This is a genomic window from Luteibacter sp. 3190 (genome assembly GCF_031456385.1).
Classification (GTDB): domain Bacteria; phylum Pseudomonadota; class Gammaproteobacteria; order Xanthomonadales; family Rhodanobacteraceae; genus Luteibacter.
In genome coordinates, this window is sequence record NZ_JAVDUO010000003.1 from 30332 (window position 1) to 47914 (window position 17583).

At 63.0% G+C, this 17583-nt stretch carries 10 protein-coding genes; 4 read left to right on the top strand and 6 right to left on the bottom strand.

Features of this window, described 5'->3' with window-relative positions; genetic code table 11:
• Positions 1-60: 60 nt before the first annotated feature.
• Positions 61-1188: a hypothetical protein gene (locus J2X58_RS13145; protein WP_310048708.1), complete on the top strand. Its 1128-nt coding sequence runs from the start codon at positions 61-63 to the stop codon at positions 1186-1188.
• Positions 1189-1270: 82 nt separating this feature from the next.
• A complete protein-coding gene (locus J2X58_RS13150; RefSeq protein ID WP_310048710.1) occupies positions 1271-3400 on the top strand; it encodes an EAL domain-containing protein in 2130 nt (709 codons plus the stop codon).
• A gap of 100 nt (positions 3401-3500) precedes the next feature.
• Here the strand turns inward: J2X58_RS13150 and J2X58_RS13155 are convergent, their stop codons facing one another.
• Genes J2X58_RS13155 through J2X58_RS13165 form a run of 3 tightly spaced genes read right to left on the bottom strand, consistent with a single transcriptional unit; the run spans position 3501 to position 6343 of the window.
• Positions 3501-3950, bottom strand: a complete 450-nt coding sequence (locus J2X58_RS13155; RefSeq protein WP_310048711.1) for a GNAT family N-acetyltransferase — start codon at positions 3948-3950, stop codon at positions 3501-3503.
• 4 nt (positions 3951-3954) lie between these two features.
• Positions 3955-5340: a nitrogen regulation protein NR(I) gene (ntrC, locus tag J2X58_RS13160; RefSeq protein ID WP_090058391.1), complete on the bottom strand. Its 1386-nt coding sequence runs from the start codon at positions 5338-5340 to the stop codon at positions 3955-3957.
• The gene (locus J2X58_RS13165; protein WP_310048712.1) at positions 5333-6343 is read right to left on the bottom strand and encodes an ATP-binding protein; all 1011 of its coding nucleotides are present in this window, start codon (positions 6341-6343) and stop codon (positions 5333-5335) included. The genes ntrC and J2X58_RS13165 overlap by 8 nt, the downstream gene beginning before the upstream one ends.
• Before the next feature lie 1564 nt (positions 6344-7907).
• Between J2X58_RS13165 and J2X58_RS13170 the strand changes: the two genes are divergently transcribed.
• Both J2X58_RS13170 and J2X58_RS13175 read left to right on the top strand, forming a co-directional pair.
• The gene (locus tag J2X58_RS13170) at positions 7908-11678 is read left to right on the top strand and encodes an SIR2 family protein (RefSeq protein ID WP_310048714.1); all 3771 of its coding nucleotides are present in this window, start codon (positions 7908-7910) and stop codon (positions 11676-11678) included.
• Between the two features lie 82 nt (positions 11679-11760).
• Positions 11761-11889 carry a hypothetical protein gene (locus J2X58_RS13175; protein WP_310048715.1) on the top strand — a complete coding sequence of 43 codons (129 nt, stop codon included), beginning with the start codon at positions 11761-11763 and terminating at the stop codon, positions 11887-11889.
• A 1-nt stretch (position 11890) separates the two neighbouring features.
• Here the strand turns inward: J2X58_RS13175 and J2X58_RS13180 are convergent, their stop codons facing one another.
• The 3 genes from J2X58_RS13180 to J2X58_RS13190 form a co-directional block, all read right to left on the bottom strand.
• Positions 11891-12994, bottom strand: a complete 1104-nt coding sequence (locus J2X58_RS13180) for a hypothetical protein (protein WP_310048716.1) — start codon at positions 12992-12994, stop codon at positions 11891-11893.
• 701 nt (positions 12995-13695) lie between these two features.
• The gene (locus tag J2X58_RS13185; RefSeq protein WP_310048718.1) at positions 13696-14733 is read right to left on the bottom strand and encodes an AAA family ATPase; all 1038 of its coding nucleotides are present in this window, start codon (positions 14731-14733) and stop codon (positions 13696-13698) included.
• A 100-nt stretch (positions 14734-14833) separates the two neighbouring features.
• Positions 14834-17287 carry a hypothetical protein gene (locus J2X58_RS13190; protein WP_310048719.1) on the bottom strand — a complete coding sequence of 818 codons (2454 nt, stop codon included), beginning with the start codon at positions 17285-17287 and terminating at the stop codon, positions 14834-14836.
• Positions 17288-17583 lie beyond the last annotated feature (296 nt).

Here is a 17583-nt window from a genome sequence, read left to right on the forward strand (position 1 = left end):
CGAAAGCCCGTCGTGGCCGGATGGTAGAATCGCATTCCTTTGCCGTTCGGAAAAACCCGCGTGAACGAGTCCCTGATCGCCCGTCCCGCCGTCCTGGCGCTGGAACTGGCCGCCGGCGAGACGCCGGAGCGCCTGGAACTGACCCGCGACGAGGCACAGACGCTCGCCGGACTGATCGCCGACGACCTGCGCGCCCTCCTGCCCGGCGTCGAGGCCTCGCGACTGGCCGTGGCCGGGGCGCTGTTCGACGGCGTGGAGCTGCTGCGTCCGGGCTTTCCCGTCTTCGCCACCCTCGAAGAGCTGGGGCGGCGCATCCCGCGCGTGACGACGGCCGGCGGCGTGGTGGCCTTCGGCACGAGCGACGGCCACATGCCCGCCCAGCCGCTGGTCCCCGACCCGGCCTATGCCGGCGGCCCGATGCGGCTGATCCCCTGGATGCTGCTCGCCCCCGCGGATATCGCGGACGAACTGGCCGAGCGCATGGAAGTGGAACTGGTCGGTCGTGGCGAAGCCGGCACCGCCACGGCGGATTTCCTCATGCGCACGCTGGGCATGCGGCTGGAGCACGCCCGTTTCCTCAGCCGCGACGACCTGATGGCCCTGACCTGCGTCCAGTACGAGCACGTGAACCTCGCGCCGCTGTGGACGATGCTCGAAGCCGCGCTGCTCACGCCGTACAAGGAAGAGACCGCGCTCGGCTCGCGCGGCCTGCCGCTGCATTACGCCGAGGGCCGCGTCGGCGTGCCCCGCATCGCCGACTGGTTCGCGCGCGCGGGGAACAAGGGCGCCAACCCCGTGCACGAATTCGCCGGCACGCTGTTCGAACTGCGCCAGTACGCGGCCCTGCTGGCCGCGCATCACGTGCCCCTGCACCTGGAAGGCGAAGCGGCTCGCACCGCCGGCTACCTCGTCGAACCGGTCGCCGACGCCGATCCGGCCCAGCCAGCACCCCTGCTCTACGCGCATGAGGCCGCCGGCCTCGGCATGGCCGCGATCACCGTGGCCCAGCCGGTCCCGGGCAAGGCACGCGTGCTCGCGCACGGCTACCCGCTGGCACCGGATGCCCTCGCGCCGCTCCTCGACGCCCTGGCGGAACGGTATGGCGCCGCGAGCGAGGTCCACGCGCTGGGGCGGATGATGCTGGACGCCGATGGCGCGCTCACGGCGCCCGCACCTACGCTGCATTAGCCGGAAATCCCCGAATAGTTCGATATACGGGGGACGGACGACGAATTAGAGTGGGTGGCGAGTCAATTCATCGGCGACCCACGTGCCATCCACTCCGTCTTCCTCTCCCCTCGAGACCCAGCTGAAGGAAAGCGAGCGCCGGTTCGCGCAGGCCTTCCGGTACGCCGCGATCGGCATGGCGCTCGTCCTGCCCGAAGGCCGCTGGCTGCAGGTCAACGATTCGCTGTGCGCGATGCTGGGCTACACCGAGCGGGAGATGATGTCGCTCACCTTCCAGGACATCACCCACCCCGACGACCTCGCCGCGGACCTCGCCCTCGTCGGCAAGCTGATGTCCGGCGAGTGCGCCTCGTACCACATGGAGAAGCGCTACATCCATCGTGACGGCCACGTGGTGCACGCGCAGCTGAGCGCGTCGCTGGTGCGCGACGACGAAGGCGAACCGTTGTATTTCATCTCGCAGATGCAGGACATCAGCGAGCGCAAGGCTTTCGAAGACGCCCTCTTCCGCGAGCGCGAGCTCGCCGAAGTCACGCTGAAGTCGATCGGCGACGCCGTGATCACCACGGATCCCCGGTTGATCGTCACCTCGCTCAACCCCATCGCCGAGGCGATGACCGGATGGCCCAGCCACGAAGCCGTGGGCCGGCACATGGACGAGATCTTCCAGTTGCGCGATCCGCTCACCCGCCAGCCGATCGCCAACCCGCTGCTCGTCGCGATCGACAAGAACAGCATCGTCGGCCTCACCACCGACGCCATCCTCATCCATCGCAATGGCTTCGACAGCCCGATCGAGGACTCCGCGGCACCGATCCACGACCACGCCGGCAACGTGGTCGGCGGCGTCGTGGTGTTCCACGACGTGAGCGAGACGCGCGCCCTCGCGCTGAAGATGGCTCACCAGGCGCACCACGACACCCTCACCGGCCTGCCCAACCGGGCGCTGCTCACCTCGCGCCTGGAGTTCGCCGTATCCGTCGCCGCGCGACGGCACCAGCGGGCGGCGCTGCTCTTCGTCGACATCGACCATTTCAAGCAGATCAACGATTCACTCGGTCATGCCGCCGGCGACGCGCTGCTGCAGAACGTCGCGCGACGCATCCGCGCCGCGGCGCGCGCGGACGCCACCGTCAGCCGGCTCGGCGGAGACGAGTTCGTGGTGCTGCTCCCGCACGTGGAGACGCCCGCGGATGCCAGCGAGGTCGCGGAGAACGTGCTGGCCGCGTGCAGCCAGGCCGTGAACCTCGATGCGGCGGCACTGAGCATCAGCTTCAGCATCGGCATCAGCATCTACCCGGACGATGCCGAGGACGCCGGATCGCTGCTGCGGAACGCCGACACCGCGATGTACGAGGCGAAGATGCAGGGCCGCAACGGCTACCGCTTCTTCAACGCGAGCATGAACGAGCGCAGCACCGCGCGCGTGCGCATCGAGGTCGATCTGCGCAAGGCGCTCGCGCGCAACGAGCTCACCCTGCAGTTCCAGCCGAAGGTCGATACCGAGCTGGGGACCATCGTCGGCGCCGAAGCGTTGCTGCGCTGGCAGGTCGATGGCGAGGACGTCTACACGCCCGAGCACTTCATCCCGGTGGCCGAGGATTGCGGCCTCATCGTGCCCATCGGCGAGTGGGTGCTGCGCTCGGCCTGCCTCCACGCCGAGCGATGGGCGCGCATGTACCGCCCGCTATCCGTGTCGGTCAACGTCTCCGCCCTGCAGTTCCAGCACACGCGGTTCTTCGAATCGCTGCAGTCGATCCTCGACGAGACCGGCCTGCATCCGACCCTGCTCGAACTCGAACTCACCGAGCGCACGGTGATGGAAGGCGGCGACCACATCGTCGAGCTGCTGCGCAAGGTCAAGTCGCTGGGCGTGTCGCTGAGCCTCGACGATTTCGGCACCGGATATTGCAGCCTCTCCTACCTGAAGCATTTCCCTGTCGACACCCTCAAGATCGATCGGGCGTTCATTCGCGACGTCGCCTGGGACAACGACAGCGCCGCCATCGTCGGCGCCATCGTGACCATGGGCAAGGGCATGAACAAGCACGTGCTCGCCGAGGGCGTGGAGAGCGTGGAGCAGGCGAGCTTCCTGTCCTCCGTGGGCTGCTCGCAGATGCAGGGCTTCCTCTTCGGCAAGGCGATGTCCCCACGCGAGTTCGAAGAGCGCATCGCGGTCGTCGACACCGGCGACCCCACCGTCGACCCGTAGAAGCGCGCCCTGCGCGCGACATGTTCTGAGGCCTTGAGCAACAGGCCCCACGGCTCTTCGTCGCACGTACCCAGAGAACACGAACGCGAAAGCCGCGCTCCTACAACGGGGCCTCGTACATGAAGTAATGGCAGCGCTCCATGCCCAGCCCCGCATACGTCGCCTGCGCTCGCTCGTTCTCGAGCTCGACGTAGAGGCGCAGACCCACGGCGCCCGCGCCCTCGGCCATCGCTTTCACGTGCGCGTACATCCCGCGGAACACGCCGGCGCGCCGCGCCTCGGGCGCCACGTACACGCTCTGCACCCACCAGAAATCGCCATTGCGCCAGTCGCTCCACTCGTAGGTCACCAGCAGGCATCCCACCGCGCGGCCATCGAGTTCGGCGACGAGGTAGAACCCCCGGCGGGGCTCGTCGAACACGGCGCGCACGCCGCGCCCGATGATGTCGGGGTCGAGGCGCTTCTCTTCGGTCTCCCACGCCATGGCGATGTTCCAGCGGGCAATCGCATCGGCGTCGTCCGGGGCGGCGCGGCGGATTTCGAGCGGCATGACGTTATCCATGGGGCGGCCGCCGTTTGCGCGACGCACCGAGTTTGCGAGTGAGGGTGTTGCGGCCGACGCCGAGCGCCGCGGCGGCATGCTGGCGGTGGCCATCGTTCGCGATGAGCGCCACCTGCAGCAAGGTCTTGTCCAGCGCGTCGCGCGCGCGCGCGTGCACGTCGGCCTGGCCGTGAGCGAGGGCGTCCTGCGCCCAAACGCGAAGGGCTTCCGTCCATTCCTCGCCGCGCGCCGGCGTACCCGGCAGGCTGCCGAGGTCGCCGGCCTGGATCTCCAGGCCTGGTGCGACCACCGCGAGCCGGCGGCAGAGGTTTTCCAGTTCGCGCACGTTGCCCGGGTATTCGCGCTGCTCGATGGCTTTCATCGCACCACGCGAGAAACGCTTCGGCGGCAGATTGAGGTCCGCGGCCGCCTGCGCGAGGAAGTGCCGCGCCAGCAGCGGAATATCGCCCCGGCGCTCGCGCAGCGCCGGCAGCGCGATGCGCACGACGTCGAGCCGGTGCTTCAGATCGGCGCGGAACTGACCGGCGGCGACACGCGCGTCGAGGTCCTGATGCGTGGCGGCCACGATCCGCACGTTGCCGTGCATCAGTTCACGCCCACCCACGCGATAGAACTCACCTCCCGCGAGCACGCGCAACAGGCGCGTCTGCAGGCCGAGCGGCATGTCGCCGATTTCATCGAGGAACAGCGTGCCGCCGTCGGCCTGTTCGAAGCGTCCCGCGTGACGACGCGTCGCGCCGGTGAACGCGCCCGCCTCGTGACCGAACAGCTCGCTTTCCAGCAGCTCCGACGGAATCGCCGCCGTGTTCAGCGCGACGTACGGCTTGCCGCTGCGCGCGCTTTCATCGTGCAGGGCACGCGCGACCAACTCCTTGCCGGTGCCTGTCTCGCCGGTGATCAGCACGTTGAGGTCGCTGGCCGCGACGCGGCCGATCAGGCGGAACACTTCGCGCATGGCCGCGCTCTCGCCGAGCAGCGCGTTCGTGTCCGAGCGCGTAGCGGGCACGACGACCTCTTCGTTCGCGGCGGCGAGCGCGCGTTCCACCGCCTCCACCGCGCCGTCGAGATCGAAGGGCTTCGCCAGGTAATCCGCCGCGCCCGCACGATACGCCGCGGCCGTCGTCGCCACGTCGGTGAACGCGCTCATGACGATCACCGGCCCGATGTTGCGCCGGGTGAGGTCCTCGAGGAGATGCAGGCCGTCTTCGCCAGGCATGCGCACATCCGTGACGAGCAAAGCGGGGCGGCTTTCGTCGAGGGCCGCGCGCACCGCGTCGCCCGCGCTGAACTCGCGCACCGCGTGGCCGGCGTCGCGCAGCGCCTCCGCCAGCACGAACCGTACCCCGCGATCGTCGTCGGCGATCCATACTTCACTCATGCGTGCGCTCCATCGGCAGGTACAGCGAAAAGACGGTTTCGCCCGGACGGCTCGTGTAACGCAGGTCGCCGCCGTGTTCGAGGGCGATCTCACGCGAGAGGGCCAGGCCCAGGCCAGTCCCGTCGGGCCGGCCCGACACGAGCGGCTGGAACAGCGAATCGCGCAGATCGTCGGGCACGCCGGCCCCGTCGTCCATCACGTCGATGCGCAGCGCCGCGCGCACCGTGCGATCGCCCAGACGCGCGCCATGCTCCACGCGCGTGCGCAGGGTGATCGTGGAAGCGCCTGCCTGTCCGGCGTTGCGCGTCAGGTTCAGCAGCACCTGCATCAGGCGATCCGTGTCGCCGACGCTGTCGGGCAGGCTGGGATCGAAGTCGTGTCGCACGCGTGGCGCATCGGGCTCGGCGACCACCAGGCCTTCGAGCCGATCGAGCAGTTCGTGGACACTGACCGGGCCGATGCGCGCCGCGCCGCGATGCCGCAGCAGGCCATCGGCCAACGCCGCCAGACGGTCCGCCTCCGCGATCACCATGCCCGCGAGCTGACGCAGATCATCGTCGCCCACTCGGCGTTGCAGCAGCTGCGCCGCGCCGCGCAGACCCGCCAGCGGGTTCTTCACCTCGTGGGCGAAGCCGCGCAACGTGGCGGACAGGGGCGTGGCGCCCGACGCGACGTCGTGCGCCAGCGGATGGACCTCCACCAGCACCCGCTCGTCGTCGATCGGTTGCAGCGACACATCCGCGCTGACCTCCCGCCCCCGCAGCCCGAGAGCAAGGCCGCGCAGGTGGAACCCCCGCCGCTCCGCCAGCACCCGCGCCAGCTGTGCCGAGAGCGAAGGCGCCCGCATCAGCACCGCCAGTTCCTGCCCCTGCGCCGTGCGCGGCCCCACATCGAGCACCTCGCCCAGCGCGGGATTCAGCCAGGCGACGCGCCCGTCGAGGCCCACGACGGCGAGGCCGGTTCCCAGCAGGGTCAGAAGGTCTGTCTGATCGGGTGCATGCATTGCACCAATTTAGGGAGTGAAAGGGTGAAAGCGCAAGCCGCTTAAAGGCCAGGCGAGTGGACGGAATGGCAAAGTGTGTGCACTTTGCACACACTTTGCTAAATGAGCCTCTTGCTGTCCTGCGCGAGCCGCGCCGGGCCGAGGGTACGCCTGCTACGTCATACATTTTCCTAGTCGGGTTACAGATTCCCGCCTCACCCATTTAGCAAAGTATGTACACAGGTCCGGGCCTCCACGGGCGCCCGACCGTTCGGACGAATTCCCATAGCTGGTTCTCACACCTTGCCTATGGGAGCCGGTCCTAGGTCCCCGTGCGCCTCATACTCGCAAAGTCGATGCGATAGGGGATCAGAGCGGGTGTTGGACAGGCTTGTCCAATTGGCAGTCTGCCCCATTCCCCCTATGGACAGGCCATCCTACGAGTGGACACCGAGCTCGATGTCAAATGGCTGGACTGGCCTTTCGTAACAGCATTGCTGACCACCCTGATCGCATTGCTAGAGCAGCAGAGATGTGTCGCGCGCTGTAACAGGGTAGGACACCGCAACTGGAATGGACACCGACGCGGTATTCGCCTCTCCGTCGCAGCACTCCGATGCGAGAGCCTCGCGCTCAAGCTTCCAAAGTCACCCCCTCGTCCCCTTTCCTTGGCATGGGAAGTGGCTGCTTTGCGGAAATCTACCGGGTGCGCCCCTCGTCAGCGGGTCATGCCCTGTCGAAAGACGCCAAGGCGCCGAACCACTCTGGTCGCCCGCTCGGCACGGCCACATTGCACGCCCCAACTGCGGAGCCATGGGGACGGGGGTCACGATGCTCTCGATCTGGCAGATGGAGACACGCTCGCAACGCTGCGGCGAAGCCAGGCCACATAAACCACCGCCAAGGTTAACTGCTAGGCTTGGACCACCCGGCCAGATTGGTCCCGCACGACGCTTCCTAAAAAACTTTTGACCGCAGCATGTTGATACGGCTTATGTTTGCGACGGGCCTGTCCGTTTCACTGAGCGGCTGTGCCGACCTGTTTGCGCCGCCTCGCCCGGATGCGAGCGGACGTGTGCGCATATCTTGCTCCGCCTACGCACGTAATGGTCAGTTCGAAGCCTGTGACCGACGTGCGAGTGAGGCGTGTGACGGCCCGGCACTAATACTTGACTCGAGCTACAGATCAAATCCGGCGAACGCCACGACCAAAGACCCAGGCTGGGTCAATGTGATCGCTGACTATCAGTGCACGTCCCATTGAGCTCAGAAAGAGTGTCGTGCGATACGTCGCTATGGCGATGTCATTACCGAGCGTCACACGGATGTCGGTATTATTACCTGCCTCAAGCGCGACGCTGACCACCCGCCAGTCGCAAAACCTTGTTGCGGGATAACGCCAAAGATGGGCGAGGCGGAAAACTCGTAAAAGATCCTTCCTACCCGATCTTATGATGCCCCAATTTGTCCGCACACCGAATCCGCAAAATTGACAGTTTTGACGTATGCGGCCAGTACCGTTTTCTACGCGAGGCGCGGCGCCTGGGGGCATACTAGACTCGACATTCATGTTCGGTGAGGAGTCATGCGCTTCATTGCCAACGGACCTGCCATTCCCAGTGAGCTACTCACCGCCAGGGATGCTGGGCAGGTTCTTTTCTTCTGCGGCGCGGGCGTCTCGCGCGCCGCGGCCGGGCTGCCCGATTTCATCGATTTAGCGGGTCAGGTCCTCGACAAGCTAGGCTCAGCCCGCTGCAGTGCCGCCCGGCAGCTGCACCTGTCCGCGAAGGCCGCGCGCGACGCCGGTTCCGGTGCGAGCGGCCCGGGGATTGATCGGGTCTTCTCCATGCTCGAGCGCGAGTTCGACTTGGCCGATATTCGCCGAGTTGTCACGCAGACGCTCACACCTGCGGCGCCTCCTGACCTGAGCTTCCACCAAGCGCTTATGGATCTGTCGCGCACGCGCTCGGGTGCCGTGCGACTGGTCACGACAAACTTCGACTCATTGTTCGAAGCGTGCGACCCCACCTTGGGCGTGTGGGTTGCACCCAATCTGCCTGACCCGAAGTTGCCCGTTGATTTCCGGGGCATCGTGCATCTTCACGGAAGAGTCGGTCCCGCAATGCCGGACGGTGAGGCTGATGGGGGCGATCCTCACGGCGATCAGGGGGCACTCGTCCTATCTACCGCCGAGTTTGGTTATTCCTACCTTGCCGATGGCTGGGCCACTCGGTTCATCCAGGCGCTCATGCGCCGCTTTACCATCGTATTCGTTGGTTACTCGGCCGACGATCCGCCCGTGCAGTATCTGCTGGAAGCCGTCCGACGCTTTGATGGCCAGCAAAATCCGATCTACGCGTTCCATGCGGGCGATGCTGAGGGTGGCGATGCGCAATGGGCCCAAAAGGGCGTGACGCCGATCCCGTATGATGACGATAACCGGCACGTGGCACTGTGGGACAGCTTGCGCGCTTGGGCCGATCGCGCGAGGGATCCCCAAGCCTGGGCCGAACGGGTGATGGCCCGCGCGATGCAGGGCCCTGCGGGGGTGCTGCCCCATGAGCGAGGAATGGTGCGCGACTTGGCGTCATCGGCCGACGGTGCGCACGCGCTAGCGTATGCCGCCGAACCGATCCCGGCATCGTGGCTAATGGTATTTGACGCGGTCGAACGCCGGGACAAGCCGCTTCATCCGGCTGATACCACCCCGCCCGCCGCAGCTTGGAAGACGTATGGTCTGGACGATGACCCGTCGCCGACAGCCACGCCCGACGACAGCGCCCCGCTTCCGCGCCTATGGGACGCCTTCCATCTGACAGCTCAGGATCTTCGAGATGGAACCGCTAACCGCCGCGCGCTAGTGAGCCAAGTTGATGACCATTCTGCGGAACGTGTACCGCCACGCATCGAGTACCTGAGAAACTGGGTGGCGAGGGTTTCTGGAGATCCCGTCGCCTTGTGGTGGGCGGCAGGCCAGCGACGCGTGGATTCATCGCTCGCCGACCAGATCATGGGTCGCGTCACAAACGCTCCCGAGCAATATTCGGTGTCGTTACGATGGCAGTGGCGCATGGCTACTCAGGCGTGGCTGCAGCCGCCCCCGTTGTCGGATACCCGTGGTTTCACCATTCAGCGCCTTGCTGAGAATGGCTGGACGCGCGAACTGGTCCACGACACCGTGGACCTGTTCCGCCCGCGTTTCACCGTACAGCGGGCAAATCGATCTGTACCTGAGCACCTCGATAGCGGTGCCGCCCCACGGATCATCTCCCTGCGCATGGACTACCCCGAGCCGCACGCGATCCCGTCGATTCCGGACGAATGGCTTGGTGAGGCCATTCCCCGATTCCGGAGGCTTATTGAAGACGGCCTGATCCTCACGCGCGATATTGGTCTGGACGTAGAGGGGCGGGTGGATGACCTAATCAATCCGGATCCTCATACGCATCATTTGGGATTGTCGAAGACCCTACTGGTTTTCTGTGACTGGATGCGGCGCTGGGCAGCGTCTGATCGCGCCGCCGCTCGTGTAGAGCAAATACGCTGGCAATCCAGTGACGAGCGCGTTTTCGCGCGCCTTTGCGTATGGGCGTTGTCGATTCCCGACCTCACCGACATCGACCAGGTTGCGCACGCGCTGGCCGTTATGGATGAAAAGCAGTTCTGGGACCACGCGCAGGAAAACGATCTGCTTAGCGCCCTGGTCACCCGGTGGCCTGACATGGCGCTGGCCGACCGCGCCGCCGCCGAAGAGCGTCTCCTCCACGGTGATCCGCCCTTCGCGAGAGAGCACCCTGAAGCTGCAAGGCTGATCGCCTGGACAAAACTGCATCGCTGGCACTGGCTGGAGCATCACGGTGTCGTATTCACCCGCGATGCGGCCGATCAGCTGGCCGAGCTGCAGCGCATGGCGCCCGAATTTACGCCTGCGGAAGTGGCCGATGGTGTCCTTCGTCGGAGCGGATTCTTTACCCAGGACATTGATTCGTCGCATCTGGAATCGCAGTCCGTCCAAGACATCGTCTCGGAGCTATCTGATGATGACGATCTAGATTTCCGGCGTCTCATCCAGCGAAGGCCGTTCCTGGGGCTCGTAAAGCATCGGCCGGTGACGGCGATCCGTGCGTTGAGCGCCGCGATGACGAGGGGTGTGTTCAACGCACGAGCGTGGCGTACGCTGCTGTCTCCGGAAGGTAACGTCACGTGGCCCCGCCGCCGCGCGTCCCTTGTTGCGCGCCGCCTTACCCAGCTGCGAACGACCGATCTTGCCGAGATCACACCCGACGTCGCGAACTGGATGGAGGAGCGCGCGGGGGACTTGTATCAACTGGACCCGGGCGCACTCGATGGCCTCTGGACCGCGCTTTTCGTCGCCGTCCCGCACGCAAGACACACGGGGTGGGATACCCGCCCGATGCGAGACTGGACAATGGAGGCTATCAATAGTCCTATCCGGGGGCTTCTGGGCGTCATCCTGAACAAGGACTGCGGGTTTCCCACGCGAGTCGGTGACCCAGTACCCAACCGCACCCTGCAACGCTTCGACGCCCTCTTATCATTGCACGGCGACCTACGCCGTTATGCAGTTTGCCTGATGGCTAGACAATACAGCTGGCTGTCCGCGATCGCGCCGAAACAGACACGCAGGGCGCTATTGCCACATGCATTTCGAAAGGATGATCGGGATAGCTTTTTCCAAGGGCTCCTCTCGGGGCACCTTCGAATCACCCCTGAGCTCTTTAACGAGCTGAAGCCGCAGCTGATGGACCTTATTCATGAAGACAACTTGCCGCATGACGAGCAAGGCGTCCTAGTGGACCTCCTCATGAAAGGGTGGCTGGGCGTTGACGTGGACGGCGAAGACCGTCAGTTGTTGAGCGATAGTGAACTGCGCGAGGCGCTGATCGTTGGTGGCGACCGTGTGCGCAACACTGCCCTGTGGCGTCTTGGAAATTGGGCTAACGATGAGGACAGCCGCTGGCGGCCGGCGCTGGCGAGATTCTTCGGCACCGTGTGGCCGTTGCAGCGAGTCGTGCGAACCGCGCAGACCACGGCGGCATTGGTCAAGTTTGCGCTCAAGATGAAGGGCCTGTTCGACGAGGTCGTACCGTTGATAGTTTCGCATCTGGTCAGGCTTCAGGATATTGGTGCCTACTGGTATCTGGACTTCACCGTCGACGATCTACCTAAACGGCACCCCGTGGCGCTGCTGGATATTCTGTGGGCGGTGCTGCCGACGTATACCCGAGACTGGCCTTATGGCACCGAGCCGTTGATCCGGACGCTTTCAGAGCAGCCCGCTGCTGCGAGTGACCGGCGCCTCGTCGATCTGATGCGCCGATTACATCAGCGCTAGCGCATAGCCATAGCCTCGACGGCATCGCTCTCGCGAGAGGTCGATCGCTTTCACTTAGCTAGTGCGAACCGCCGATGTGCCGATGACCACCATCATCAACATGGGGTACTGGCCTCGCCTCGTTACTCTCGCCACGCTGGATATGTCCTTTGCTTCTTATGAGGGTTTCACATCGACCACATCGTTCATCATCACCATCAATACCCCATGAATCAGAGAATGAATTCGCGCGTACGCCGGATCCGCGTGATCAGTTCGTCGGCAAACGCAAGGCTAGCCTCTATATCAGAAGGTTCAAGGGGGGCAGCTTTGAAGTTCTTCAGCACCCAAATTGACGCAGCTGTGTCGCTGTCCAGTAATACCGAGGCCTGCGTATACAGCCAACATAGACGAAGCAGAAGGGTCGCCTCGAGCCCGTGGAAGACGCCCGGCGGATCGACCGCCAGGTATCCAACCGGAACCAAGCCCGCTACAAGGCTCGTACAAACCTCTCGGTCGACCCCGTGGTTGGCAATGAGCTCCAACTCCTCCTGGCTCGACGCAGCGAGCCAAAAGAGCCTCTTGAGCGTCGCCTGGACCCTTGATTGATACGCTTCTCGGCTTTCGGATTCCGCAGTCACGATCTTCTCCTGAACTGATGCATGGCCGGTCCGGCTGTCATCGTCATTCCGCCATCTCGTCTTAAATGACTCGAGTATCCAGGCAGCGTGCAGGCAACGTTGCGCTTTCGCGCGTACTACATGCGCCTCCCGAGCTAAGCTGTGGGCATGCTCAGCAACCCACACCTCAGTAACGCTTCCGCCTTTGAGCCCGGAAATCGTGTGGAGAGCGAGCTTGAAGGCGCGGTTGTAATCGACTCTTACCGAAATGCTTCCTTGCGCTTCGTGGAGACGTCGGTACCGCCGATACTCGTCCCCCAGGTGCTCGATAGTGATGTTTCGGGCAAGCCCGCATGCCTTGAGGATGAAACTCGCGGGTGGCATATATGCCACCTCCCGGTTAGTCGCCATCCGGGTGGCGACCTCAAGGAACCGACTAAGGCGATCTTCGGTCGTCACTTCGGGCGTATCGAATCCATCAGCCGTTGATGGCTGTCGCGCTCGACGATTCGAGCGCCCCCACTGACACGGTCCGAACAAGCCCACCGCCGCATCAGCGGGAGAGTCGATCACCTCGCGCGGCATGACCGCCCGTAGGGCACAGAGCTCGATCAGCCTCCGCGCACTAATCTTTGTGGAATTCGCTGTTAGCAAGAATCTGTATTGCTCAGCGAGATCGAGTTCGTGAGCGGTTGGCACATTGCGCTCCACAGTCATTGAGAAACCATCCCTAAGCGCGCTCTTATAAGCATCGAGGGACGTGGAGTGCGCAATCCCGCTTGCAGGGTCCCCGCACACACCTACGATATCCTGACAGCAGGCTTCCGCGAACTGATCATAGGCTGCGACCTGCGTGAAGCATCCGATCGAGCCTAGAGAGGCCTTGCACAGGTAACACCTGTGTCGATCTACATATCTCACACGCCTCGACTGATTCCTGCCGCACGAGCGACACCTATCCTCGAGCATGCAGCCATGCTTGATACACCTAGACTGCGGACCAAATCGCCATATCATCGGCTCCCAGCAGGTATTTTCTTCCCATTCGGCGTAGCACATGACACACCATCGCCGCGTCAGAGGGCTCCGGCCTGCGAACTGAAGGTTCAAAATGTTGGAAAGCGCGACCATCGTCCCACATCGGAGATGATCAGCTCCCGTCATCTCCTCCAGCCTGTACAGTCGATCAAGTGTGCCTTCCGTACTATGGAACAGATCGGGGAAGTAGCGTGATCCAAGCGGACAACCCGGATCGATGAGTGATCGGAGACTCGATGTACTCATCCCGGTGCAACGCAAGATGCGGCAGACATAATGATCGATGTCCTCGACCCAAGGCGTCCCGATGCCTTGCAACGTGAGCGGCGGTAGAGGCGTCCACATCCTCACCACTGACCCCGTGCGTGGACTATTGGCAGTCACCGCGGCTCGCCCTTTGGCCCTGAGGCCAAGTTCTTCCCGACCGTTGACCAAGCGCTTTTGATTGAGATAGCTCTTTCTTCAACGTCGGCTGTACTCATCACTTTCTCGAACTCGTTGACGTCGAACCAGAGCGCTTCGAGATCGCTCTCGCTATGGTATGAAGAGCGTATATCCTGAGTAGTAATTGCCTCCCTACCGTCGTCAACGGCCCTTCCATTGGCGCGCTCCAACAACTGAATTGCCTCTCCGACTACACCCCCGGTGGCTGCCATGACCTCATCGCGCATATTGAAGACGATGTCACGTCGCGTCAGCGCATATCTTGCGGAGAGATTTTTAATCAATCTCGACCAATGCAGCTGATCCTCCTCGCGCGACGTACCATAGGGCGGCATCCAGACCTTGTGAATACGACGGCGGAGTTCCGGATGGACTTCCCAAAGGTGGTGGACATGGTGAATCCCCGTCATCACGAGCTTCAGATCCCACTCCTCCGCTAGCGACACCAGGTGTTCAATGTGCTGCGCTGGCTGGAGGTTTGCGCGGTTCCTTAGCAGCGCTGTTGCGTGGTCGATGCAAATGACCTTACATCCCCGGGCGTGGGCTTGGCGACGAACGATGCTCCAGCAATCAGATTCGGAGAATCGCCTACGGGCGACACCCGCCAATATATCTCTAGCCCGATCCACCTCCGCGAGTATCGCTAGGGTATCTGCGTTCGGCTTCTCGACTCCATGCGTTAACCAGCGAAGGTTAGGACCACTAAGTTGGTCTACAAGCGTTTCGGACATACCCATCGAGCTGTAGAACGCGTTCGATGGCAGAAGTGCGTGGGTGTCGATGACCGGAATACGACCAGCACCCCAGTACATCGGGCGACCGAAGAGCTCGCGAAGGGCAGCATACCGTGCGGATGTCTTCCCTACGCCAGATAGTCCAATCAAGAACACTATGTGGCCTGACGGGCAGCTATCGATCTCGCGAATAAGCTGCCGAATGGCTCTCGCGTAGACAAAGTGCTCAATGGCTTGCATTAGGCTAACCTCGGCAGTGCGCTTAGCACCTTAGATAGGCGCCACGGTCTCGAGGCCATGAATCTAGCTGGGACAGCGGGTATTAGCTGCTCGCCCTGCTTCATGCCTGGGTATCCTCTGGAAACGGCTCCAGATCGTCAAATCGCCATTCCCGTGGGCCGCTATCTTCCGTTGCCTTCACCTCGGTGGTTGCGTCGTGGCTCGGTAAAGTCGGGGCCGCTTGCGCTTGCTCATCAGCATCCCGCGTTACGCTCGATTCCTCCGAGCCGCTCCGCATTTTTGCGTACTCCATCCTCGTATACCGTTTCCTCCCCCCTTCGGCGCGCTGTTGCCTGCTTAGCCTGCGTGCGATGGGCAAGAATTGGAGCTCGATCTGCTGATCAAGTGCGTCCATGCGGGCCATCGAAAGCACCTTGTTGTGAAATGCCTTCACGATCCTTCCGCCAACTTTGACATACATAATGTCCGGTCTCTCACAATCCGTTCGCACCTCTTCGATCACGTTCGTTCGGACGGCGTTTTTCAGTTCGTCGCTCGTAAACCAACCGTCTTCCGTCCTGATGCCGCGGCGGCGGTTGAATTTTTTGCGTAGGTCGATCGGCAACGACGTTGCGTAGAGAAGGGCATCGTCATAGGCACAGGGCGTGCCAAAGTTGCCGAACGTTTTCAAGAGCTCGGCGGCTCGCTCAATTGGCGACATCCCATCGACACCGAGGTTTGTGGCGCAGTCGGAGTAGAGGAACGCGCACAGCTGCTCGTGCATGTGGCTCATTGTGAGCTTTGCAGTCTTATAGCTCTTGAAGCGTCCGTCAGCTTTCCGCCCGGCCTGATCTGGGAGCGTACTGCCAGGGTGGCGGTGTGCGACCTGGACGTTAATCTGCTTTATGGTCGATTCCGCCAGGCCGTTCCATGGGCTCCCCGCCGTTGGTGAGCGACGGATCGTAATGCGCCCGGAGCAGAAGCCTCTCAGCCATTTGCTCTTGTTCTCGGAGCCTCGATCAAGATGAATCACGGATGGCAATGTGCCGTGGTGCGTCACGTAGTTACGAATCAGAAGGGCCAGTCCATCGGTCCTTGCTGCCCCGAACATGAGGGCGTGAGCCATGACCCGACCGGACGCGCCATCGACTGCGACGTATATGATTGCAGTCAACAGGACCGTGTCGCCATTGTCGTTGACCACCAAGCGCACATCGAATTTGGAAGAGTCGATATGAACCACGAGGCCATAGCCCAGTGGCGGCAGCGAGCGAAAACGAGGATCTGTAGCCGGGCGCACCGTCTGGTACGCCCGCATACCACCGGTGCTGAGTGCGTGGTTACCGGGGTCGAGCTGACGGCGGTGAGTGTCGAGTAACCAACGGCTACAGGGTTCGATCCCTCGTGCCTCGCACTCGATCGCGAATGAGAAATAGAGGTCAAGCGGTCGGCTCGTCCTCCCGGAATTCCAGGTCCTATGAAGGACTTCGCTGCATGCAGTGTAGTGGTCTTCGAGTAAGCGATGCGTCCTGTTCCCCGAACGCTGATAGGCTGTGAGGCAGACTTCCAGCGGCGACTCTCCGTTTGCCTCACCTTCGCGGACTTTATTGTCGAGCTCTCTAAAGCGGCGAGTCCAGGGTTCCTCCCCACGCATCATGCGGCCGAGCCTCTCGAGCCGTTCTCGACCTCGTGCGAGGTCTACGGCGGAAGCAAGGGCGAGCCTGTCTGTAATTCTCGGCTGGGCGATCGCCTGCTGTAATTGAATCATCGCTGAGCGGTCGGCGGACCCTGCTCGCTCCCGGTCAGCGTAGAGAGGGAAGTCGGCATTGTCGGCCACGCCAATGCTCTTCCACGGACCGTAGGCAACGCCCGACGCCAGCATCCAGAGGGCCGTGCGGGCGGAAAAGCCCGGGATACCAGTCACTAGCTGTTCGATTGTGGACGGCCGTCCACGGATACGCTTCACCGCTGCTTCGACGACTCGGCGGGCGGGCGGTGCGTCGTCGAGCACTGTGTAGCATGCTTGAAGGTTTTGCAGGTAGATTCCCGCTGGCGACGGCGGTTGCCATGCAACGAACTCGATCCCTCGCGCTGACGCATAGAGTTCGATAGCTGAGTTCCGCCATCGGTCATCCTCAACCTTCCAGTCCGTCCGCAGCTTCCTAACTTCGGCTTCGAGCCATTCGAGCGTTTTACATTCAACCAGCTGGATCCGCTTGTCTCTGAAGACCAGGAAGTCGAGTGTCGCGGAAGAGACGTGGCGGCGACCCGCTCTGTGTCTCTCCACGTGGGGACACCGCACCTGGGCGTAGTACCCCCTGACTTCAGGATCCAACTCGCATTCGTAGGCGAAGATGAGTTCGCAAGTGTGGCTTTCGACAACTCGGACTGCACCGTTCTTTTTCGATTGCAGCTCAACGACGACGTTCCGAAGCGCACCGCGGCCCACGTCCCTCTCCCCGGCAGATGCGACCATGGCCTCAACCTGCCGCGCACTTGCGTCTGACAATCCAGCCTTCTGGTAAATGGCGCGTCGGTCCTCGATCGCCAGGCCTTCGTGGATTGTTGTACTCATGATTTCGACACCTCGGTACCCCGGCACAGGGCGAGCTTCCTGCTTCAACGAAGTCAAGCTCGCCCGTGCCACGCCCTTCGCGGGCTTGACATAGGGGGAAGGGTGAGGAGAATGCGAGAGGCGACGGTTGGTATGTCGTTCTACTAAGCCTCTCGAGTTCGCACCTCGGGGGGCTTTGCTTTGTCTAACCCGCTGAATTTTCTAGCTTTAGCAGTTGTTTTATCCGATAGGCCTCCGAAATCACTGTGGGTTGAAAAGTGTCTGTCAGATAGGTCAGACCGCCCTCATGGCCTTGG

Bases quoted from the DNA above. Each gene is read 5' to 3' on its own strand.
- J2X58_RS13155 (WP_310048711.1), bottom strand. From the start codon at position 3,950: ATGCCGCTCGAAATCCGCCGCGCCGCCCCGGACGACGCCGATGCGATT.
- J2X58_RS13175 (WP_310048715.1), top strand. From the start codon at position 11,761: ATGACCACCATCATCAACATGGGGTACTGGCCTCGCCTCGTTACTCTC.
- ntrC (WP_090058391.1), bottom strand. From the start codon at position 5,340: ATGAGTGAAGTATGGATCGCCGACGACGATCGCGGGGTACGGTTCGTG.
- J2X58_RS13165 (WP_310048712.1), bottom strand. From the start codon at position 6,343: ATGCATGCACCCGATCAGACAGACCTTCTGACCCTGCTGGGAACCGGC.
- J2X58_RS13185 (WP_310048718.1), bottom strand. From the start codon at position 14,733: ATGCAAGCCATTGAGCACTTTGTCTACGCGAGAGCCATTCGGCAGCTT.
- J2X58_RS13170 (WP_310048714.1), top strand. From the start codon at position 7,908: ATGCGCTTCATTGCCAACGGACCTGCCATTCCCAGTGAGCTACTCACC.
- J2X58_RS13180 (WP_310048716.1), bottom strand. From the start codon at position 12,994: ATGACTGTGGAGCGCAATGTGCCAACCGCTCACGAACTCGATCTCGCT.
- J2X58_RS13190 (WP_310048719.1), bottom strand. From the start codon at position 17,287: ATGAGTACAACAATCCACGAAGGCCTGGCGATCGAGGACCGACGCGCC.